This window comes from Rhodoferax mekongensis, assembly GCF_032191775.1.
Classification (GTDB): domain Bacteria; phylum Pseudomonadota; class Gammaproteobacteria; order Burkholderiales; family Burkholderiaceae_C; genus Allorhodoferax; species Allorhodoferax mekongensis.
Genome location: NZ_CP132507.1, coordinates 846,108 through 866,531, shown reverse-complemented (window position 1 = coordinate 866,531; position 20,424 = coordinate 846,108). Strand labels below are relative to the sequence as shown.

18 protein-coding genes are annotated in these 20,424 nt (G+C 61.8%); 8 read left to right on the top strand and 10 right to left on the bottom strand.

All coding sequences use genetic code 11. The features are described 5' to 3' along the window. Positions 1-4: 4 nt before the first annotated feature. On the bottom strand, positions 5-1,999 hold the full coding sequence (locus tag RAN89_RS04180) for a sigma-54-dependent Fis family transcriptional regulator (RefSeq protein ID WP_313868392.1): 1,995 nt from the start codon (positions 1,997-1,999) through the stop codon (positions 5-7). A 302-nt stretch (positions 2,000-2,301) separates the two neighbouring features. Between RAN89_RS04180 and exaC the strand changes: the two genes are divergently transcribed. Both exaC and RAN89_RS04170 read left to right on the top strand, forming a co-directional pair. Next, positions 2,302-3,825, top strand: a complete 1,524-nt coding sequence (gene exaC, locus RAN89_RS04175; protein ID WP_313868391.1) for an acetaldehyde dehydrogenase ExaC — start codon at positions 2,302-2,304, stop codon at positions 3,823-3,825. Between the two features lie 255 nt (positions 3,826-4,080). Beyond that, positions 4,081-4,455, top strand: coding sequence for a DUF779 domain-containing protein (locus RAN89_RS04170; RefSeq protein ID WP_313868390.1), 375 nt, complete (start codon positions 4,081-4,083; stop codon positions 4,453-4,455). Positions 4,456-4,519: 64 nt separating this feature from the next. Here the strand turns inward: RAN89_RS04170 and RAN89_RS04165 are convergent, their stop codons facing one another. The 6 genes from RAN89_RS04165 to tsaB form a co-directional block, all read right to left on the bottom strand. Next, the gene (locus RAN89_RS04165) at positions 4,520-6,040 is read right to left on the bottom strand and encodes a DUF1501 domain-containing protein (RefSeq protein WP_313868389.1); all 1,521 of its coding nucleotides are present in this window, start codon (positions 6,038-6,040) and stop codon (positions 4,520-4,522) included. 10 nt (positions 6,041-6,050) lie between these two features. Continuing rightward, positions 6,051-7,667 (bottom strand): DUF1800 domain-containing protein, encoded by a 1,617-nt coding sequence (locus RAN89_RS04160; protein WP_313868388.1) that lies wholly within the window; start codon positions 7,665-7,667, stop codon positions 6,051-6,053. Positions 7,668-7,988: 321 nt separating this feature from the next. Continuing rightward, complete coding sequence (gene pyrF / locus RAN89_RS04155) at positions 7,989-8,831, bottom strand: orotidine-5'-phosphate decarboxylase (protein ID WP_313868387.1); 843 nt, start codon at positions 8,829-8,831, stop codon at positions 7,989-7,991. Positions 8,832-8,852: 21 nt separating this feature from the next. Further along, the gene (locus tag RAN89_RS04150; RefSeq protein WP_313868386.1) at positions 8,853-9,734 is read right to left on the bottom strand and encodes a uracil-DNA glycosylase; all 882 of its coding nucleotides are present in this window, start codon (positions 9,732-9,734) and stop codon (positions 8,853-8,855) included. Positions 9,735-9,739: 5 nt separating this feature from the next. Then, positions 9,740-10,231 (bottom strand): ribosomal protein S18-alanine N-acetyltransferase, encoded by a 492-nt coding sequence (gene rimI, locus RAN89_RS04145; protein WP_313868385.1) that lies wholly within the window; start codon positions 10,229-10,231, stop codon positions 9,740-9,742. Then, a complete protein-coding gene (tsaB, locus tag RAN89_RS04140) occupies positions 10,228-10,977 on the bottom strand; it encodes a tRNA (adenosine(37)-N6)-threonylcarbamoyltransferase complex dimerization subunit type 1 TsaB (protein WP_313868384.1) in 750 nt (249 codons plus the stop codon). Before tsaB ends, rimI begins: the two co-directional genes overlap by 4 nt. A 41-nt stretch (positions 10,978-11,018) precedes the next feature. Between tsaB and dacB the strand changes: the two genes are divergently transcribed. Next, complete coding sequence (gene dacB / locus RAN89_RS04135; protein ID WP_313868383.1) at positions 11,019-12,515, top strand: D-alanyl-D-alanine carboxypeptidase/D-alanyl-D-alanine endopeptidase; 1,497 nt, start codon at positions 11,019-11,021, stop codon at positions 12,513-12,515. Positions 12,516-12,558: 43 nt separating this feature from the next. Here the strand turns inward: dacB and RAN89_RS04130 are convergent, their stop codons facing one another. Genes RAN89_RS04130 through purE form a run of 3 tightly spaced genes read right to left on the bottom strand, consistent with a single transcriptional unit; the run spans position 12,559 to position 15,388 of the window. Beyond that, positions 12,559-13,620 carry an L-threonylcarbamoyladenylate synthase gene (locus tag RAN89_RS04130; RefSeq protein ID WP_313868382.1) on the bottom strand — a complete coding sequence of 354 codons (1,062 nt, stop codon included), beginning with the start codon at positions 13,618-13,620 and terminating at the stop codon, positions 12,559-12,561. 26 nt (positions 13,621-13,646) lie between these two features. Further along, a complete protein-coding gene (locus RAN89_RS04125; protein ID WP_313869338.1) occupies positions 13,647-14,855 on the bottom strand; it encodes a 5-(carboxyamino)imidazole ribonucleotide synthase in 1,209 nt (402 codons plus the stop codon). Between the two features lie 29 nt (positions 14,856-14,884). Further along, positions 14,885-15,388, bottom strand: a complete 504-nt coding sequence (purE, locus tag RAN89_RS04120) for a 5-(carboxyamino)imidazole ribonucleotide mutase (protein ID WP_138512731.1) — start codon at positions 15,386-15,388, stop codon at positions 14,885-14,887. A 37-nt stretch (positions 15,389-15,425) separates the two neighbouring features. On the opposite strand from purE, the gene trxA reads away from it, so the two are divergent. The 5 genes from trxA to RAN89_RS04095 all read left to right on the top strand — a co-directional run bounded on the left by trxA (position 15,426) and on the right by RAN89_RS04095 (position 20,399). Next, positions 15,426-16,382: a thioredoxin gene (gene trxA / locus RAN89_RS04115; protein ID WP_313868381.1), complete on the top strand. Its 957-nt coding sequence runs from the start codon at positions 15,426-15,428 to the stop codon at positions 16,380-16,382. 156 nt (positions 16,383-16,538) lie between these two features. Then, positions 16,539-17,225, top strand: coding sequence for a response regulator (locus RAN89_RS04110; RefSeq protein ID WP_313868380.1), 687 nt, complete (start codon positions 16,539-16,541; stop codon positions 17,223-17,225). Next, a complete protein-coding gene (locus tag RAN89_RS04105; RefSeq protein WP_313868379.1) occupies positions 17,222-18,289 on the top strand; it encodes a sensor histidine kinase in 1,068 nt (355 codons plus the stop codon). Before RAN89_RS04110 ends, RAN89_RS04105 begins: the two co-directional genes overlap by 4 nt. Continuing rightward, complete coding sequence (locus RAN89_RS04100) at positions 18,286-19,362, top strand: ABC transporter ATP-binding protein (protein WP_313868378.1); 1,077 nt, start codon at positions 18,286-18,288, stop codon at positions 19,360-19,362. Before RAN89_RS04105 ends, RAN89_RS04100 begins: the two co-directional genes overlap by 4 nt. An 11-nt stretch (positions 19,363-19,373) precedes the next feature. Beyond that, complete coding sequence (locus RAN89_RS04095) at positions 19,374-20,399, top strand: ABC transporter substrate-binding protein (protein ID WP_313868377.1); 1,026 nt, start codon at positions 19,374-19,376, stop codon at positions 20,397-20,399. Positions 20,400-20,424: the final 25 nt, after the last annotated feature.

The window sequence follows — 20,424 nt, the reverse complement described above, 5'->3', positions numbered from 1 at the left end:
CAGATCAAACGCTGGCGGCACTCAACTTGCGATACAGCGTCTGCCTGCTGATGCCCAGTTGGCGGGCAGCGAGGGACACGTTGCCTCGGGTGGCCTCCAAGGCTTGCTGGATAGCGGCTTGGGACAAGGCTTGCAAGCTTTGCGGGGCCTGCACCGCAGCGGGCTGTGCATCCGGAGCATAGGGTGCTGGGGTCTGAGCTGATGGGGTGTCCACCATCCGCTCCGCCAGCGAAGGCGCCTGCAAGGCATCCAGCAAATCGTCCGGCATGTGCGTCCAGCCCAGCGTATCTTCCCCGTCTTGTAACATGGCGCAGGCGATGCGCAATACGCTGGCGTATTGGCGCAGGTTGCCGGGCCAGGGGTAGCTGGTCAAGCGCTGCATCAAGTCCGGTGCCACCTGCACTGGCACGTCCGGGCTCAGGTCAGCCAGCAAGCGCTCGGTCAAGGGCACCAGATCGCTGCGTTCGCGCAAGGCCGGGAGCGTAACCGTGAGGCCGTTGATGCGGTAATACAGGTCCTGGCGGAAAGCACCCTTCTCAGAGGCTTCCGCCAGCTTGCAGTGGGTGGCACTGATGAGCGCGAAATCCACTGCCACGGATTTCCCGGCGCCCACAGGTGTCACCGTGCGCTCTTGCAACACCCGCAGCAATCGGGTTTGCATGGGTAGTGGCATGTCGCCAATTTCATCCAGGAAAAGCGTGCCGCCATGGGCCTCGCGCAAGCGGCCGGGGCTACCCTCTTTGCGCGCTCCGGTAAAGGCACCGGCCACGTAGCCGAACAGCTCCGACTCGATCAGGTTCTCGGGGATGGCGCCACAGTTGATCGCCACAAATGGCCCGTCTCGGCGTGGGCCGCTGGCGTGCAAGGCGCGAGCAAACATTTCTTTGCCCACCCCGGATTCGCCCTGGATCAGCAGCGGTATGGGCTTGCCGACGACGCGGCGGGCCTTGTCGGCCGCACTGCGCCAGCGGGCGTCGCCGGTATCCAGTGCGGCCAGCGCATCGGCACCGGCTGCAGGTGAGCCTTCGACGGCATAAGCCGCGCGCAAGGCGGCGGTCTGGTTGATGACAGGCAGTACGGATGCATCCACCTGCACCTGGGCAAACAGCACGGCGCCGTTGTGCAAGCGCAATTGCTGAGGCAGCTGGGGGCGGCGCTTGTGGCGGGACAGCAAATCGTCCAGCCGCACATCGAGCACGCGCTCCATGGTGGTAGCGCCAATATCTCCCGCGTTCAGGCGCAGCAGGGCCAGCCCTACGCGGTTGGCACCGACGATCCATCCGTCGTCTGAGAGCGCGATGATGCCCTCCGCCACGCTGCCGATCCCCTCAGGCTGCACATGCAGGTGCAGACGGATGTTGCGTTTGCAGGTGGCCACCATCAGGCGGTTTTCAATCATGCGGGCTGCGGTGCTCACCAGCCCCAAGGTGTGGGCATGGCCGTTGCGGTGGTCGCCGGAAATATCCAGAATGCCGGTCAGCTCGCCAGTGGCCGACAGAATCGGCGAGGCCGCGCAGGTCAAGAAACCATTGCGCTCCAGAAAATGCTCAGAGCCATGGATTTCCACCGCACTGCGCTCTGCCAACGCCGTACCAATCGCGTTGGTACCCCGGTGGGCCTCGGCCCACGAAGCGCCGCTGGTGAGCGCCACGCGCTCGGCTTTGTCCACAAAGAACGGGTCACCCAAGGTGTGCATCAACATGCCGGCGGAGTCGGCGAGCACCACCACGCTCTGGCTTTGACGGACCTGGTCAAACATGTATTCCATGACCGGCCGGGAATGCGCCAACAAGGCATGGTTGCTGGCCAACACATGGCGCAAATGGTGGCTGCTGGCATGTTCAGGGGCCACGCGGGCAGTGGGCGCCAAGCCAGCAGCCACACTGCGGTGCCAGGAACGGGCCAGCCGCGCATCGACAACGCCCTCTGGGCATTGCCCGGTTTCCAATAGTTGCTGCCGGGCCTGACGCAGGGCCAGCAAGGGGGATGGTGATCGCACGTTGTCTCCTGCGCGGGGTCATAGCGCCCCGCTTTGGGCCCAGTATGGGGGTTGGCTGCGCGACGGGCAATGCCGCGCCGCCCCGCATCTGTCCGACTGTTCCATTTTGTGACACCTGTCACTGTGGCAAAGCTTGACAGGCCTGGCTTGCGGACAGCTTGCTGCATATCAACATTTGCAAAAAGTTCAATGAAATCAATACATTGAGCCGACCGAAACGCGTGGCACGCCTCTTGAGAGTACAGGCCACCCGGCAGAGTGACTCTGCGGGAAACCAAACCAATCACAAGAGGACGACAACCATGGCTATTTACGCAGCACCCGGCGCCGCTGGCGCCAAGATCACCTACAAATCCCAGTACAACAACTTCATCGGCGGCAAATGGGTTGCGCCGGTCAAGGGGCAGTACTTCGACGTCATCACACCGGTGAGCGGCAAGGTCTACACCCAAGCCGCCCGCTCCACCGCTGAAGACATTGAACTCGCGCTGGACGCCGCGCACGCTGCTTCTGATGCGTGGGGCAAAACCGACGCAGCCACCCGCGCCAACATCCTGCTCAAGATCGCCGACCGTATCGAGCAGAACCTGGAATTGCTGGCCTATGCAGAAACCGTGGACAACGGCAAGGCCATCCGCGAGACCCTGAACGCCGACATCCCCCTGACGGTGGACCATTTCCGTTATTTCGCAGGCTGCGTGCGTGCGCAAGAAGGCGCCTTGTCCAACATCGACGAGAACACCGTGGCGTATCACATCCAGGAACCCCTGGGCGTGGTGGGCCAAATCATTCCCTGGAACTTTCCCATCCTGATGGCGGCCTGGAAACTGGCGCCTGCCCTCGGAGCTGGCAACTGCGTGGTGCTTAAGCCCGCCGAATCCACTCCCATCTCCATCTTGATCCTGGTTGAGCTGATTGCCGACCTGCTGCCTGCTGGCGTGCTAAACATCGTCAACGGTTACGGCCGCGAAGCCGGCATGCCTTTGGCCACCAGCAAGCGCATTGCCAAGATCGCCTTCACCGGCTCCACCACTACCGGCCGCGTAATTGCGCAGGCCGCTGCCAACAACCTGATTCCCGCCACGCTGGAACTGGGCGGCAAGAGCCCCAACGTGTTCTTTGCGGACGTGATGGACAAGGACGACGCCTTCTTGGACAAAGCCATCGAAGGCTTGGTGCTGTTCGCATTCAACCAGGGCGAGGTCTGCACCTGCCCATCGCGCGCGTTGATTCAGGAAAGCATTTATGACAAGTTCATGGAACGCGTGCTGAAGCGCGTAGCCGCCATCAAGCACATGAACCCCCTGGACACCGACAGCATGATGGGTGCGCAAGCCTCCAAAGAGCAGCTGACCAAGATCCTGAGCTACCTGGACCTGGGCAAGCAAGAAGGCGCAGAGCTGCTGGCAGGCGGCGGCCAAGCCCATTTGGGTGGCGACTTGGAAGGCGGCTACTACGTGCAGCCCACCCTGTTCAAGGGCCACAACAAGATGCGCATCTTCCAGGAAGAAATCTTCGGCCCCGTGCTGGCCGTGACCACCTTCAAGGACGAAGCCGAGGCTTTGTCCATTGCCAATGACACCTTGTACGGCTTGGGCGCCGGCGTGTGGAGCCGCAACGGCAATGTGGCCTACCGCATGGGCCGTGCCATCAAGGCGGGCCGCGTGTGGACCAACTGTTACCACGCCTACCCTGCACACGCAGCTTTCGGCGGCTACAAGGAATCCGGCATTGGCCGCGAAACCCACAAGATGATGCTGGACCACTATCAGCAGACGAAGAACCTCTTGGTGTCTTACTCTGAGAACAAGCTGGGATTCTTCTAAAGCGGGGTGATGTCGCGCCGAACCGCGTGGTAGTCGGCCGGGCCTCCCCCTCATACTGGGGTACCAGAAATCGGGGGGATGCCCAACCGACTACCACGCTGCGGCAACGTTATGCCAACAGACACCCAGCGCAGTGACCCGACAGGGCGGCCGCCGATTTCTGGTACTCCAGTATGAGGTGGCCGCCCTGTCGGGTTGCTGCGTTGCGAGCGCCAACAATGCAAATTCAACAGCCCCTTGTTAAGGAGACAAGCCATGGTCGAAAAAGTAGTAGCCACCCCAGCAGCCCTGGAACTGGTGGCCTTCCTCAAAACCAAACACGGCCCCGACCTCATGTTCCACCAAAGCGGCGGCTGCTGCGACAACAGCGCGGCCAACTGCTATCTGCCCGGAGAGATCACCATGGGGGCAGGCGATGTGTATCTGGGCGACGTAGGCGGCAGCCCGTTTTACATCGGCAAGTCGCAATACGAATACTGGAAACACACGCAACTCATCATCGACGTGATCGAGGGCCATGGCGGCACGTTCTCACTCGAGGGGCCGGAAGGAAAAGCATTTCACACCCGCTCACGGGTGTTCACGGATGCGGAGTTGGCAGAGTTGGGCATCGAGAAGCCCACCGCCTGAAACTAGAAAAAAACAGACTGTAGCGCTCATCAAATATGCGCGAGCAGCTCCTTATTTCATAGCATCAGGCCATGAATCCCATGTCCCACGGGTAGTCTGCCCGACTGGCCGGTGTACCGAAATTGTTGATGTTGGCCAGCACTTGCGGCATCTCCGTGTCGGTCACGCCGAACCATTTGGCCAGTGTGGCGGCGTACTGGTCCACCGAGGTGCGGGGCAGCAGGCGTCCTTGCCCCACGTGCCATTGCTCCGCTGCCGAGTACACCCTGGGTGAGCCGCTGCCATCAGTTACGTTGATAGGAGGCGCTTCGCCGTAGAAGCGTCCTCCATTCACCGCTCCACCGACCACGAAGTGGTGGCTACCCCAACCATGGTCGGATCCATCGCCGTTGGAGGCCAATGTTCGGCCGAAGTCGGATGCTGTGAAAGAAGTCACTTGATTAGCCACTCCCAATTCAACAGTGGCGTTGTAAAAAGCGGTCATGGCTGCACTGACGCGGCCCAGCAAACCTCCATGGTCCCGCATCAGGTTGTCATGCAGGTCGAAGCCGCCCATGGAGACAAAAAACACCTGGCGACGAGCCCCCAGAGTGGAACGACCTTTGATCAGTCGTGCAACCATTTTGAGTTGATTGCCCAACGAATCCGTTGGAAAACCGATGTTTTGGAAGACCGTAGCGTCTTCACTGGCGGGAACCGCTGCTGCTATTGCGGCCTCGGCATCCAGCGCGCGCTTGGTAACCGCGTTGTACTCGTTCTCCAGCTTGTGGACCCTGTTCTCACGGAGCAAATTGTTGATGGCAGTGGCAACCGAGGCATGCCCATAAACGGTTGTGTTCGTAGCAGGCTTGATTTTGATCGCGCCGCTGGTGCTGACCTGGTACTGCAATGCAGTGTCCCCGGACAGGAAAACGGCATTGCCGGACACAGACATGCAAGTAAACACTGACGACGTGTTGAGGCTGTTGCCCAGCACCAAGTCACCCATGTTGCCGCCCCAGCCCACGGTGGACCCTTCGGGCGATGAAGACTGCCAAATACTCTGCTGGTCGTTATGGGAAAACAACTGTGGTGGACGAGGATAAAGCGCTCGGTTGGGGTCGTTGTACTGAGCACGGGTCAGTGGTTTGACCAAGGGCCCGACGTTCAGTTGCACAGCCATCTTGCGCTCGACGTTGAACAGATTGGCAAGCCCGGTCATTGCCGGGTTCAGCGCAAACTGACGGCCCGTTTGACCCTGGCTATCGGTAGGTGCCGCCAGAGGTGACAACAAAGTCCCTGCCAACGCGGACTTGGCCAACGCGATACCACCTGCCGTCTGTCCCGTTCCGCCGCCGCGGATCGCGCTGTAGAGGTTGTAGTTGGTGTCGTCGTAGGGAATGAGCGTGTTGGCATAGTCGTTGCCACCAAAGAGGAAAACGCACACCAGCGCCTTGTAGTCATTCGAAGGCGCATTGAATGCTGCTGCCTCCCCCATGGCCGCAAGATTCAGGGCAAAAGGCAAAGCGGTCCCGGTCAATGCCAGCTGCCCGGACCGACGCAAGAAGGCACGGCGTTGGGGGCTGGTCAGGTCGTGAGGGCTCATGATGTTTACCTTACTTCTGGACCAGGTATTCCACACTGGCCATCACCATTAAAACGGCAGCGCACACCCGGTTGCGCTTGACAGTTGCACTGCTGCTGGCAGTCACGGTGACGCCAAGCAAAGCATTGACGATGACCGTCACCGTTGCACCGGAAAGTTGCCCCCCGGCGAGCAAAAGGTTAAGGCGCTGGACCAATGCCGAAGGGTTGAGAACCAGAGTCAGCTCGGTGGCGTAGCTTGCCTTAATGTCACCCGAATTCAAGCCACTGTCGATGACGGTCATCATGTAGTTGAGATAACCACCCACACTGGTTTCATTCACGATTTGAAACTCCGGAGCGACCTTGCCGGCACTCAGACCGGTGGCCGGCGGCGCGACGGTGGAAGGCGGCACATACCCAGGGCGGAAGAAGTTGAACACCGAAGGTGCGCGCAAGGGACTTTGACCCAAGGCGCTACCCGGCGAACTCAAGTCGCCAATTTTCCATGCCCCGCTGGTGGATGTGACCTTGAAAGTGCGCACCCATTGCACCAGACGCAGCATGGGTTCGCGCAGCTTCCCGAATTCCGGTGCGGTCAATCCGGCTGAATTGCGAGCTTCGTCATCCAGGAGAATGGCCGCAAATACAAAAGCCAGGTCGCCGCGTACCCCGCTGCCGTTGTCCGCAAACACCGCCGCGACACGCCCCACATACGCAGCACTGGGGTTGCTGGTCACCAGCCGCTGGATCAGCTGTTTGCAGATAAATGGAGCAGTATTGGGGTGGTTGAAAAGCCTGTCCAAGGCTATTTTCAACGCAGCCGCGCCGGGCGTCCCGGCCGGGATGGTGGTGCCTAGAAACTGGACCTCCAGCGTCGAGTGGTTGGAGGCCGTCAGCTTCATGGGCAAGCGGACATAACTGGTGTTGGGAATGGTCCTTGTACCACCACCGGTTTGGGCAATGACCGTATCCACGTTTTGGCTACGATCCACGTCGTAACCCGTAAAGACACGCGCCAGGTTACTCACGTCACTGGCGGTGTAGGTTTCTTGCGCTTTGCCGTTGGTATCCAACTTGAGGGTGCCATCCGAATTGAGGAGATTCAGGCCCACGGTGAAGAGCTGCATGACCTCCCGTGCATAGTTTTCGTCAGGTTGTCGACCCGTCGCGGCGTTCTCTTTAAGGTTGCCTTTGGTATTGAGGTAATACCCCATCGCCGGATTGAGGGTGATTGCCTCCAGCAAGTCGCGGAAATTGCCGAATGCATGGGTCACCAGAATGTCCCAATACCTCGCAATGCCATGACTTCGCCAACTGAAGTCAAGCCCTGCAAGGGACACCACCAGTATCTCGGAGAGCGCCAATGCCGCTCTCTTGCGCATGGGGTCGGGTGCAGTCATGAGCTGGCTCCAGATCATGTAGCTGCCAGGATAGTCGTTGTCGTAATAGTTGGCTGTGTTGTACACATTGCCATAACCTTGGCTGTCCAACCAATCCCAGCCACTGATGCCCGACGATTTGGCGATTTCTGCTTGTATCCACCCCGCATAGCCAAGACTTCTGACCGAGGCAATTTCTTCATCGGTGGAAGCCAATCCCGCTTGCTGCAGAAAACGGGCGGCTTGGGCATCGTTGATACTGCTCAAGGCAGTGGAGTTGAAGGCATTGAGCGCGACGACCCGACCCGAGGTAAGCGGCGTATACGTGGTGGCGCCCCCCCACCAGAGCCGCCACCATCCCCTCCACCGCACGCTGTCAGTGCAAAGCTTGCGGCGGTAGTAGCTGCCGCAATGGTGGCGCTGTAGACCGAGGAGCACTCCTCAAGGTCCTGCCGGGAATGCGCAATCATGTTTTCCATACGATCCTTGCTGTTCGCACGCTCTGTCTGGCGTGTACTGTTTCAGTCAAGGTTACGGACTAAGTCCGAATTTGCATCATCAAACTTACAAACCTTTACGTCTGAAACATCAGAACGCTGAGGCGTTTTGTAACAACTCCCGGGTCCGCAAGGCCTCCTGGCGGGCAGCGGATGCAAAATCCGGGCCTGCCGAGGCGTACAAAATGGCGCGGGAGGAGTTCACTGCGATGGGCGCAGTAGTTGTGCCTTCTACGGACTTCCAGCCCGCTTTAACAGTGGCCACCGCATCACCTCCCTGAGCACCCACGCCGGGGATCAACAGAGGCACGGTAGGCGCCAAAGCGCGCACCCGCTCAATTTCCGCGGGGTAAGTGGCCCCCACCACCAATCCCAACTGGCCGTTGAGGTTCCAGGGCCCTTGGGCCAAGGCTGCAATGTGTTCATACAGGCGCGGCTGGCCGGGTACGTCACGCAGATGCTGCGGCTGGAAGTCATCACCGCCGGGGTTGGACGTGCGGCACAGCAGAAAAGCGCCCTTGCCGTGGTACTTGAGGTAGGGCGCCACCGAGTCAAAACCCATGAAAGGCGAGAGCGTGACCGCATCGGCCCCATAGCGCTCGAAGGCCTCTTTGGCGTACTGCTCGGCGGTGCTGCCGATGTCGCCGCGCTTGGCGTCCAGGATGATGGGCACCTGGGGCGCCGTGCGGCGCATGTGCTCCATCAGCTTTTCCAGCTGTGCTTCCGCGCCGTGGGCGGCAAAGTAAGCAATCTGGGGTTTGAAGGAATTCACCAGGTCGGCGGTAGCGTCCACGATGGCGGCGCAAAAATCGAAAATCTTGCTGGCGTCGCCGCGCAAATGCTCGGGGAACTTCGCAGGTTCCGGGTCCAGGCCCACGCACAACAGGGAGCCGTTTTGGCGCTCGGCGGTGCGCAACTGGTCAAGAAAGGTCATGGAGCTATTTTAAGAAGGGGGTTAGGGAGCGGACAAGGCGTCCATGGCCAGGCACAAATCGGCCCAGGCCTTAGCCTTGTCGGCGCTGTTGCGCAGCAGCAGCTTGGGGTGGTAACTTACCACCACCGGGATGCCCCGGTACCGGTAGACAGAACCGCGCAGCTTGCCCAGCGGTTGGGTTGCCAAAGCGCCATGTTCCGACAGCAGCGTTTGAACGGCGAAGCGCCCCACGGCAAAGATCACTTTGGGTTGCACCAGCTCGATTTCGCGCTGCAGGTAGGCCGCACATTGGGCCAGGTCTGCCGGCTGGGGGTTGCGCCCATGCGGTGGACGGCACTTCACCACATTGGTGGCATAGGCACCTTGCGGGCCACTGCCGGAGCGGCTGGCGCCTACGGCTTTGAGCATGTTGTCCAGCAACAGGCCCGGCGCTTCCACAAAGGCCTGGGCGGCACTATCTTCATCTTCCTCGGGCGGGTCGCCCACCACCATCCAGTCGGCCTGCGCTTGCTGTGCGGGTTGCAAGGTCGCGTGCTTGCGTCCGGCGCACAAGCCACAGGACTCGCAGGCAGCCGCCGTATCGGCCAAACCGTCCCAGTCCAGCGCTGCCAAAGCGGAAGCTTGAATCGGGGCACTGGCTGTTGCACCTGCAGCGACCGAAGCGGCCTGTACGGATACGGGTCGGCTCACCGGCGTCACCGGCGTGGCTGGGGAGGCCGGGCGCTGCTCCGCTGCAGACACGGCGCCCACGGGTGCAAGAGGCATGGCACGTGCAGGCAGTGCAGGGGCCTGCACGGCCACTGCGTTGTCTGCTGCGAGGGCGAAATCAGTGCCGGGCAGCCACACACGCACGCCCATTTCCAGCAGCATGGCGCGTTGGCGCTCGTCGAGTTGCAGTGCCATGGGGTTCAGTGCTCCAGTGCCAGGCTCATGACCACCGCGTCTTCACGCTGGCCGTTGTGGGCGGGGTAATAGCCCTTGCGCTGGCCGACGCGGCGGTAGCCATGGTTTTCATAAATCTGCAGTGCCCGCTGATTGCTCACCCGCACTTCCAGCCATAGCCATTGCGCACCCTGGCCCCGCGACCAGATGGCCAGTGCATCCAGCAACACGCGGGCCCAACCCTGGCGCTGAAATTCGGGCGCCACGGTGATGTTGAGCAAATGAACCTCATCCACGCCCTTCATCGCCACAAAGTAGCCCAATAGCTGGCCGTTGGCGGTCAGCATCTGGGCCTGGTAGCCGCTGTGTAGCGCGTCTATGAAGTTGGCACGGCTCCAAGGGTGCGAGTAGGCCCGCTGCTCCACATGGAGCACCCGGTCCAGGCTGTCCGCCAACAAAGGCTCGAACGCGGCTTCGTGGGTCACATCGGCCATCGGAAGACTGGCATAAGAACTCATGATGCAGCCACCGCCTGGGCGGCCGTCTTTTCGGCTTCGCGCTCCGCAGTGGTTTTGGCCACCTTGTCTCGGATGTAGCTGGGCATGGCCATTGCCGCATCCACCGCCAGACCTGCGGCCAGCATCCCGGGCGCCAGTCGCAACATGGCAGCGGCCATGGGTAAAGCCTGCACAACCTGCGCGGATTGCAGGGCTTGCGCCGGCAGCCTTTCCGCGTAGACGGTAAACACGTTGCCGGCCAGCAGGTGCCGCACACCGACCTCAACGCCCGGGACGGTCAAATCCTGCGGCTGCAGCAAGGTGCTGGCTTGCAGGGTCTGCCATTGTCCCTGTGCATAGTGGTACTGCGCCACGTACATCTCATCCATGCGCGCATCGAGCAATGCCGTGACCTGCAAAGTGGACGCATCCGACGCTGCCCGGAAACGGGCGTCTTCCGCGACGGCAAGGAGTGAGTCCACCGCCAGCACGGGCACACCGGCGCCAAAGGCCAGGCCCTGCACCACGGAGCAGGCGGTGCGCAAACCGGTGAACGAGCCGGGCCCGCTGCCAAAGCAAATGGCATCCAGTTGGCCCAAGCCTACACCCGCGTCGGCCAGCATCTGAAGGATGGCCGCAATCAAATCCGTAGAGGCCTTGGCGCCACCGGCGCTGTGGTGCTCCACCACACGCGTGCCTTCCGCTCCATCGGTACGCAGCGCAATCGAGAGAAATTCGGTTCCGGTATCCAGGGCCAACAGGTTCATTCCCGAATTATCCCTGCTGGGGCCGACCGGATAATGCCCGTATGCATCTTCGTCGCTTCCTTTCCCCTGATTCCCGTCGCGCAGCATGGGCTGCTCTCAGCCTGTGGGCCTTGCTTTTGAGTACCTCCGCCACCGCCCAAACCCTGCCCCCCGAGGTTGAAGCCGCACTGGCACGCGCCAAGGTGCCGCGAGACGCGGTGTCGTTTCTGGTGATGGATGCCCAAGGGGGTGCCGCGCCACGGCTCGCCCACCGTAGCACCAGCCCCATGAACCCCGCGTCCACCATGAAGCTGGTGACCACCATTGCCGCCCTGGACCTGCTGGGCCCGGCCTACACCTGGGCCACACCGATGTACGTGGACGGCACGGTGCAAAACGGGGTGCTCAACGGCAACCTCTACGTCAAAGGCTTGGGCGACCCCAGGCTGGTGATGGAGCGCCTGTGGCTGCTGCTGCGCCGGGTACAGGGCATGGGCATTAAAACCATTGCGGGCGACATCGTGTTGGACCGCAACGCCTTCGACCTGCCGGAACCCGACCCCGCCAAATTCGACGGCGAGCCCCTGCGCCCCTACAACGTGGCACCGGACGCCTTGCTAATCAACTTCAAGTCAGTCGTGATGACATTCACCCCGGACCTCGGCGCCAAAGTGGCCCAGGTGCAGTACGACCCGCCCCTGGCAGGTGTGAGCCTGCCCGCCACTGTGCCACTCAACACTGCCGCTGCCGATTGCGGCGACTACCGTGGTGCTCTTAAAGGTGACTTTGCTGACCCGCTGCGCTTCCGCTTCGGCGGCAGCTACCCCGTAAGCTGTGGCGAGAAGGTATGGCCCATCGCCTACGCGGACCCCAAGTCTTACCCAGGGCGTGCCGCACAAGGCCTGTGGGAGAGCATGGGTGGGAAGGTGCTCGGTACCGTGCGCAACGGCGTTGTCCCCGCACCGCTATTGGCCGGCAAACCCGCACTGCTGGTGAACTCGGCCACGCTGGCGGAGGTGATCCGCGACATCAACAAGTTCAGCAACAACGTGATGGCGCAGCAGGTGTTTCTGACCCTGGGCCGGGTGGCAGGCGCCGCCCAAGGCCTGCCCGCTGACGTGGTGGCAGACGCCAACCTGCCTCCGGGCAGCTTTGCCGCCAGCCGCGCTCTGGTGCAACGTTGGTGGAAGGACCGTATCGGCACGGACGATGCCCCCGTCATGGACAACGGTTCCGGCCTTTCGCGCCAGGAGCGCATCACCGCGCAGGCCATGGGCCGCCTGCTGCAGGCCACCTATGCAGCGCCCTTCATGCCGGAGCTGATGTCATCTCTGCCGATTACCGGGGTAGACGGCACCCTCAAACGCATCAAAACCCGCACCAGCGGCACCGCCCACCTCAAAACCGGAACCCTGACCGGTGTGGTGACGCTGGCCGGCTATGTGCACGCCGTCAGTGGCAAACGCTATGTGCTGGTCGCCTTCATCAACCACGCCAATGCCAACGACGCCCGGCCCGCGCTGGATGCGCTGGTGGACTGGGCGGGGCGGGATCAGTAAACCCACCGGCGGGCAACTGGCAAATGGCCGGGAGCTGCGCGGGTCAGGCAGCTGCGCGGGTCAGGCGGTCGCGCACGCCGTCCCACTCAGGGCTATCAGGTGGGGCTTCGACCCAGATGAGCTTGACGCCCTGCGCGTCCATCTCCCGCAGCTTGGAAAACAGCTCATGGGCTGCCGGCTGGGCATGCAACGGCATACGATGAGCGGCCACCAAAGGCGATCGTACATACAGCGGGCTGCGGTGGTAGAGCGCAATGGTGGGCCGCTTGTCCGGCGGAGTGGTGCCGCTCAGCAAGTCCAGGGCTGACTGCAAGGCTTTGGCGTCCATCAAGCGCACGGTCGCGCTGGGCGCGTAGTGCGACTCCAGGGTCCCGGAAGCCCGTGGCGCCTGTTGGTTCTGCGCGAGCAGCTCTTCTTTTGATAGCAGCTTGCGTCCGCAGGCATCTTCCACCTGCTGGGCGGTGATGGAGCCCGGGCGCAAGAGCACCGGCGCCCCCCGGGTGCAGTCGATGATGGTGGACTCAATGCCCACCTCACACGGTCCGCCGTCAAGGATCAGCAAGTCATCCCCGAATTCGCTGTGCACATGGGCCGCCGTTGTGGGGCTCACACGGCCGAACTTGTTGGCGCTGGGTGCGGCAATGCCCCAGACCTCGCGACCGCCGTCTGAAGGCTTGCGCAGGGCTGCCAATACCGCCTGGGCTACCGGGTGGGCCGGGCAGCGCAGGCCTATGCTGTTCTGGCCACCGGCTGCGGCCTCGCCCACGCCCTCTTTGCGCGGCAGGATGAGGGTGAGCGGGCCCGGCCAGAAGGCCGACATGAGCTGCTGCGCAAACGCCGGCACGCGGGCGCAGTAGTGCGCCACGCCGCCCATGCCGCCGTCAAAAGCAGCGACGTGAACGATCAAAGGGTGGTCGGACGGCCGGCCTTTGGCAGTGAATATCTTGCCCACGGCCACCGGGTCCGACGCATCCGCCCCCAGGCCATACACCGTCTCGGTAGGCAAGCCCATCAGGCCTCCAGCGCGCACCACGTCTGCGGCAGCAGCTATGGAATCAGGAGCAAGCTCCACCCCGTCGGCGAATTGGTAGGCAGAGACAATCATGCGCGGGGCGACTCGCTGACAGGCATTCAGAACGCGGCAATGCCGAGGATGCGCGCCGCTTCCAGAGCGGTAGCTCGGACCTGCTCAATGGTTGCGCCCGTGACGTTGAGGTGGCCCATCTTGCGGCCCTTCTTTGCGTCCAGCTTGCCGTACAGGTGCAAATGGGTGCCGGGCAAAGCCAGCACGGACGCCCAATCAGGCACACCGCCGTTACGACCATCTTGGGGCCAAATGTCGCCCAACAGATTGAGCATGATGGACGGGCTGTGCTGACGCGGTTGCACCAAGGGCAAGCCCGCCAGCGTGCGCACCTGCAGATGGAACTGCGACACATCGCAGGCGTCCATGCTGTAGTGGCCGCTGTTGTGGGGGCGTGGCGCCATCTCGTTGACCACCAAGCCACCCAAGCCTGCGGCGGCGGGGTGGGATTCTTCCAGCACGAAGAATTCCACGCACAGCACACCGACGTAGTTCACGCCGCTTGCTATCGATTTCGCAGCAGCCACCGCACGTTCGGCGAGCGCTGGAGGCACATTTCCTTCATAAACCTCGGTCACCGCCAGAATGCCGTCGCGGTGCAGATTGCGCTGCACCGGCAGGTTCACGCAGGCGCCCTCGGCACCGCGCGCCACGATGACGCTGCACTCCCACTGCAGGGGCAGCATCTTTTCCAGCACGCAGGGCACCTGTTTCAGGTCGGCCCACGCGGCGGCCAGCTCGGCAGGCGTCTTCACGCGAACCTGGCCTTTGCCGTCGTAGCCCATGCGGGCGGTTTTCAGAATTCCGGGGAGCAAGTTGGCGTCAATGGCGGCCAACTGCTCGGCTGTTTCAATCACCGCGTAGGGCGCGCATGGCACGCCGCATTGCACAAAGTGCGCTTTTTCCGCCGCCCGATCTTGAGCGATGGCAACCGCGGCCCCGCTGGGCGCCACGGGCCGGCTTTGTGCCAGCTGGTTCAGGGCCTCTGCCGGAACATTCTCAAATTCGGTGGTGATGGCGGCAGACACGGCGGCCAATCGCGCCAGCCCCTCTGCATCGGTGTAAGCCGTTTGCACATGGTGGTGGCTGATGCGGCCTGCCGGGCTGGTCGCATCCGGGTCCAGCACCGCAGTGAAAAACCCCATTTGTTGCGCAGCATGGGCAAACATGCGACCCAGCTGGCCGCCACCCATGACGCCCAGCGTCATTTCCTGTGAACCGCCCAGTGTCAATTCCTTGGGTCCACCCAGCGTCATTTCGGAACCACCCACTGCCAGTGCGTCCATCAGGCGTCGCTGCCGGTCACCGGCAGGGTCATGTTGCGGGCGGTCTGGGTCTGGTCGACGCGGTAGGCGTCCAGCTCCATGCGCAGGTCGGGGTTTTCGTTGGCCAGGAGCGCCACCGCAAACAAGGCCGCGTTCGCCGCACCGGCGTTGCCGATGGCAAAGGTCGCGACCGGAATGCCCTTGGGCATTTGCACGATGCTGTGCAAGGAGTCGACCCCCGAGAGCGCCTTGCTCTGCACCGGCACACCCAGCACGGGCACCGTGGTTTTGGCCGCCAGCATGCCCGGCAGGTGGGCAGCACCGCCGGCGCCGGCGATGATGGCTTTCAGGCCGCGGCCTGCGGCGGCCTCAGCGTAGCGGAACATGTCGTCCGGCATGCGGTGGGCGGAAATGACGCGCGCCTCGAAGCCGATACCAAACTGTTGGAGAATCTGGACTGCGTGTTGCATGGTGTCCCAATCCGAGTTGGAACCCATGACGACGCCGATTTGAATTGATTTCATTGTTGAATTTTACTTTTTCACCCCGAGCACCCTTCCCATGATCGACGTCACCCTAGAAAACTTCGAAACCGAAGTCATCGCCGCCTCCCACCAGGTGCCCGTTCTGGTCGATTTCTGGGCGCCTTGGTGTGGGCCTTGCAAAACACTCGGACCGCTGCTGGAAAAGGTGGAAGCCGACTACGACGGCCGCTTCAAGCTGGTGAAAATTGACTCTGACCAGGAGCAACAGCTCGCGCAGGCCTTCGGCATCCGCAGCATTCCGACCTGCGTGTTGATGATCAACGGCAAGCCCGCCGATGGTTTCATGGGCGCAGTGCCCGAGAGCAAGCTCAAGGAGTTTCTGGACAAGCACGTGCCCTCCGAAGAAGTACTGGAAGCAGAAGCCGATGTGGAAGATGCCCAATCTTTGGCCCAAGCAGGTGACCCACGCGCGGCCCTGCAAAAGCTGCATGAAGCGCTGACCCTGAACCCCGGCAACGATGACGCACGCTACGACTACGTCAAGCTGCTGATCGAGAACGACATGATCGAAGACGCCGAGGCCGCTTTGGCCCCGACGCTGGCCTACATCCCCAAGCAGCAGCGCTTCGAAGCACTGGCCCAGTTTTTGGATGCCATCAAGTTCGTGCTGACCGACGACAAAGGCCTGTGGACCCCTGCGCAGTTTGACGAAGTGATTGCCACCAACAAGCGGGACTTTGACACCCGTTTGGCCAAAGCCCGCGTGCTCATGGTGGGGGGCGACTGGACCGGCTCCATGGACGAGCTGCTGGAAATCATCATGCGTGACAAGGCTTGGAACAACGAGGTGCCCCGCAAAACCTTTGTGGCGATCCTCGAACTGCTCACCCCGCCCAAGCCCAAGGCTGATCCTGCAACGGCTGGCAAACCCGCCGGTGGCATCGAGGTGCTAGGCAAAGTGGTGGCCGAGCAAGACCCGCAGGCGCAGCTGGTGGCCAGTTACCGCCGCAAGCTGAGCATGGCACTGAACTAACACTGCGCTTGCCCCCCACAAACCGCCAGATGGCGGTTTTTTTGTTTCAGTGCCGATGGCCGCTTCAGTGGAAGCCTGCCACATTTCAAGTTTCTTTCATTCAACCTGCGCGCTAACCCCATTGCGAAGCTAGCCCCCTGACAGCACGATACCGGCATGGATGTGTTGTTGGTTGAAGACGATCTGGATCTGGTGGACGCATTGGGGCGTGTGCTCGCATCGCGCGGGTTCAAGCCGGTGTGCTGTGCCGACGGGCATGAAGCGCTGGCATGGATGCGCAAACGCAACTTCGACGCGGTAATCTTGGACCTGAGCCTGCCGGGGCTGGACGGTCTGGACGTACTGCAACGCATGCGCGACCTTGGATTGCGCCTGCCGGTGCTGGTAGTCACGGCCCGCGCCTCCATCGGCGAGCGGGTCACCGGACTGACCCTAGGCGCCGATGACTACCTGACCAAACCTTTCGACACCGAGGAACTGGTGGCTCGCCTGCGTGCCCTGATGCGGCGTAACCAGGGCATCGAAGACTTCCGTTGCGGGCACTTGCAGCTCGACATGAACCAGGGACTGTTCTTGCGATCTGGGCGCCCTTTGGACATTGCCCCTCGGGAAAGCGCGATGTTGCGCGTCTTGATCACCAAGCCGGGCCGCCCTGTATCCAAAGATGACTTGTATCAGGCCATCTTCGGTGACGATGCCAGCCATCAAAGCGATGCCATCGACCTGCTTGCGCACCGTTTGCGCAAGCGCTTGGCGGGCAGTGGTGCCGCCTTGTTGACGATGCGCGGTATCGGCTACCTTCTGGTGGACGAACTGGGCCACGACAGCAAGGATCCGGCATGACCCAGACCAAGGGCAAAGCCGCCCAGTCCATGCGGAAGCAGTTATTGCTGATGTTCGTGATCTGCACCGGACTGGGGGGAGCGCTCGGCGCCATCGGATCCATGACACCGTGGCTTGCTGTGTGCATGGCACTGGCGGGTGCACCAACCCTGTGGTGGTTGGCGGGGCAGTGCCTGCGGCCGGTACAAGAGCTCACGACTACCGTTGCCAGCCGACAACCCCAGGAAACAACGCCCTTGGGCCATACACCGGCCGTAGAGCTGGAACCCATCGTGCGCGCCCTGAATGTGCAATGGCAACAACAACGGGATGCCTTGGAGCAACAGCAGCGCTTCATTGCGGAAGCCTCTCACCAGTTGCGCACACCATTGGCGGTGCTGAAAACCCAAGTGCAAGGTGTCACGTCCGGGGAGCTTCCGGCCTCTGACACCCTGCCCAAAATGCTGCGTACGCTGGATCGCGCAAGCCATCTGGCGAATCAATTGCTGTCGCAGGCAAAGGTGGAGCAAAAGGTCCGGCATGCCCAGTGGTGCTTGGTGGAGTTGCACCACCTTGCCAGCGAAGTTCTGGTGGAATTTGCACCCTTGATCGCCCGCAAGCAGCTGGAAGTGTCCTTGGACGCCGAACCCGTACGGCTCATGAGCGACAGCTGGCTGGTCGGTGAAATGCTACGCAATCTGTTAACCAATGCGATCCGCCAGTCCGCCACCGGAGCCAGTCTGGGCGTGGTCATCCGCCATCTGCCAGACGAACTGGAGCTTCTGGTCTGGGACAACGCAGGAGGGTTGGACGAGGCAGTCCGGGAGCGTCTGTTCCAGCCCTTCGAATCCGCCAGCGGAGGCACCGGAGTGGGCTTGGGCCTGTCGATCTGCAAGCAAATCGCTGTGTCCATGCACGCGACGCTAGACCTCTACAACCGAATCCAACAAGGCGCGGTAGTGGGCGTTGACGCCGTCGTCCGCTGGCCCCGGCCTGCGCATGCCATGGCGCAAGACTCGGCAGTACCAGCCTTATCGATGCCGCATGCGTCCCTGTCGGATGCCACATTGAGGATGCCGGCATGAGGCCCGGTCTGGAAATCCGCGGGGTGACCAAGTCCTATGCCAATGGCTACAAGGCGCTGCACGGGGTGGATGTGCATATCCCGGATCGCCGGTTGACGACTCTGCTTGGCCCCTCCGGATGCGGCAAAACCACGCTGCTGCGCTTGGTAGCCGGATTGGACACACCCGACGAGGGGCAGCTGATTTTTCACGGGGAAGACGTCACTTCCAAGAGCGCCGAACAACGGGACCTCAGTCTGGTGTTTCAGAGCTACGCCCTGTTTCCCTACCAGAGCGTGGAAGAAAACGTCTGCTATGGCTTGCGCATGCAAGGCCTGTCTGCGGCGAGCCAACGCGAGCGTTGTGCCCAGGCCCTGGTGCTGGTCGGTCTGCAAGGCTTGGAAGATCGCATGCCGCATGAGTTGTCCGGCGGTCAGCAACAACGCACCGCATTGGCTCGTGCACTCGCATTGCAGCCCCGTATCTTGTTGCTGGATGAGCCTCTCTCCAACCTCGACAGCAACTTGCGACGCCATATCCGTGAAGACATCCGCTCCCTGCAACAGAGGTTGGATCTGACAGTGCTGTATGTCACCCACGACCATGCAGAAGCCATGTCGGTCAGTGACCGCGTCGTCGTCATGCAAGAGGGCAGGATTGCGCAAATCGGCTCACCGCGGGATCTTTATGAACGTCCCCTGTCAGAGTTCGTTGCTGCCTTCATGGGTGACGCTGTCACATTTGACGCCGAGGTGGACGCCCGGGGCGTTGTACATCTGGGCCCCTTGCAGATAGGTCCTGACCCCGGACTGCGCCGTGGCGCAGTGCGTATCGTTGTGCGTCCGCACGCCTGGCGTATCGCACCGGCCAGTTCGGCCGGATTACCGGGCAAGGTTTTACGGAGCGCCTTTCTAGGCCCCTCTACGGAGGTCTGGGTGCACACCACCTTGGGCGAGATATTGGTGCTCATTCCGTCACCAGGCGCGGCCTATGCCTGCGGCGCCCCGGTCAGCTTGTTTTTGTCAGCACAGGGGGTCAGCGTGCTGTTGCCCTCCGTTTTTTCCAACGCATCCGAACCCCCGGTCCAACACTAAAGGAGACTTTCATGAAGAAAACCCACCTGATCGCTGCTGCATGTATCGCGCTCTCTCAAGCCAGCGCTTATGCCCAATCCGGCAACGAGGTCAACATCATCTGCTCGGGCCAAGCGCCGTGGTGCAGCATGATTGCCATCACCTTCGAGAAAAGCCAGGGTATCAAGGTCAACATGACGCTCAAGGGCTCAGGTGAAGCCGTCGCCCAACTCATGGCCGAAAAAGCAAATCCCAAGACAGACATCTTTTTCGGGGGCACCGGGGACCCGCACCTGGTGGCTGCCGAACAAAACCTGACTCAGGAATACAAGTCGCCCCTGCTGCCGAAGTTGTACGACTGGGCGCAAAAGCAGGCTGCACAGTCCGGCTACAAGACGGTAGGCATTTACTCCGGGCCTTTGGGTTTTGGATACAACACCGAGCTGATGGCCAATAAGAAGCTGCCCATCCCGAAGACGTGGGCTGACCTGATCAAGCCTGAGTACAAAGGCGAAATCCAATCCGCCAATCCGTCCTCCAGCGGGACGGCCTACACCATGATTGCCACGCTGGTACAGCTGATGGGAGAAGACAAGGCATTTGACTATCTGGCCAAGCTGCACAAAAACATTGCCACCTACCAACGTTCCGGCGTAGGCCCCATCAAGGCCGTGGCACGTGGTGAAGCCGCAATTTCCATCAGCTTTGTGCACGACGGCCCCGGTGAAAAAGCCCAAGGCTTCCCCCTGGAGACCATCACACCGTCCGATGGCACAGGTGCAGAGATCGGCTCGATGTCCATCGTGCGCGGTGCGCGCAACCTGGAAGCAGCGAAGAAGTTTTATGACTGGGCTTTAACGCCGGGCGCACAGGCGCTGGGCGCTGCCACGCTGCAGTTCCAGCTGCCCTCCAACCGCGAAACCAAGGTGGACCCGCGCGTGCCGGACTTCCGCAAGATCAAGATGATCGACTACGACTATGCCAAGTACGGCCAGTCCGCAGAGCGCAAGCGCCTGATTCAGCGCTGGGAACGCGATGTGAACGGCCAGTCCCGCTAATCCCGCATTCCCTGCTAACCCGCCC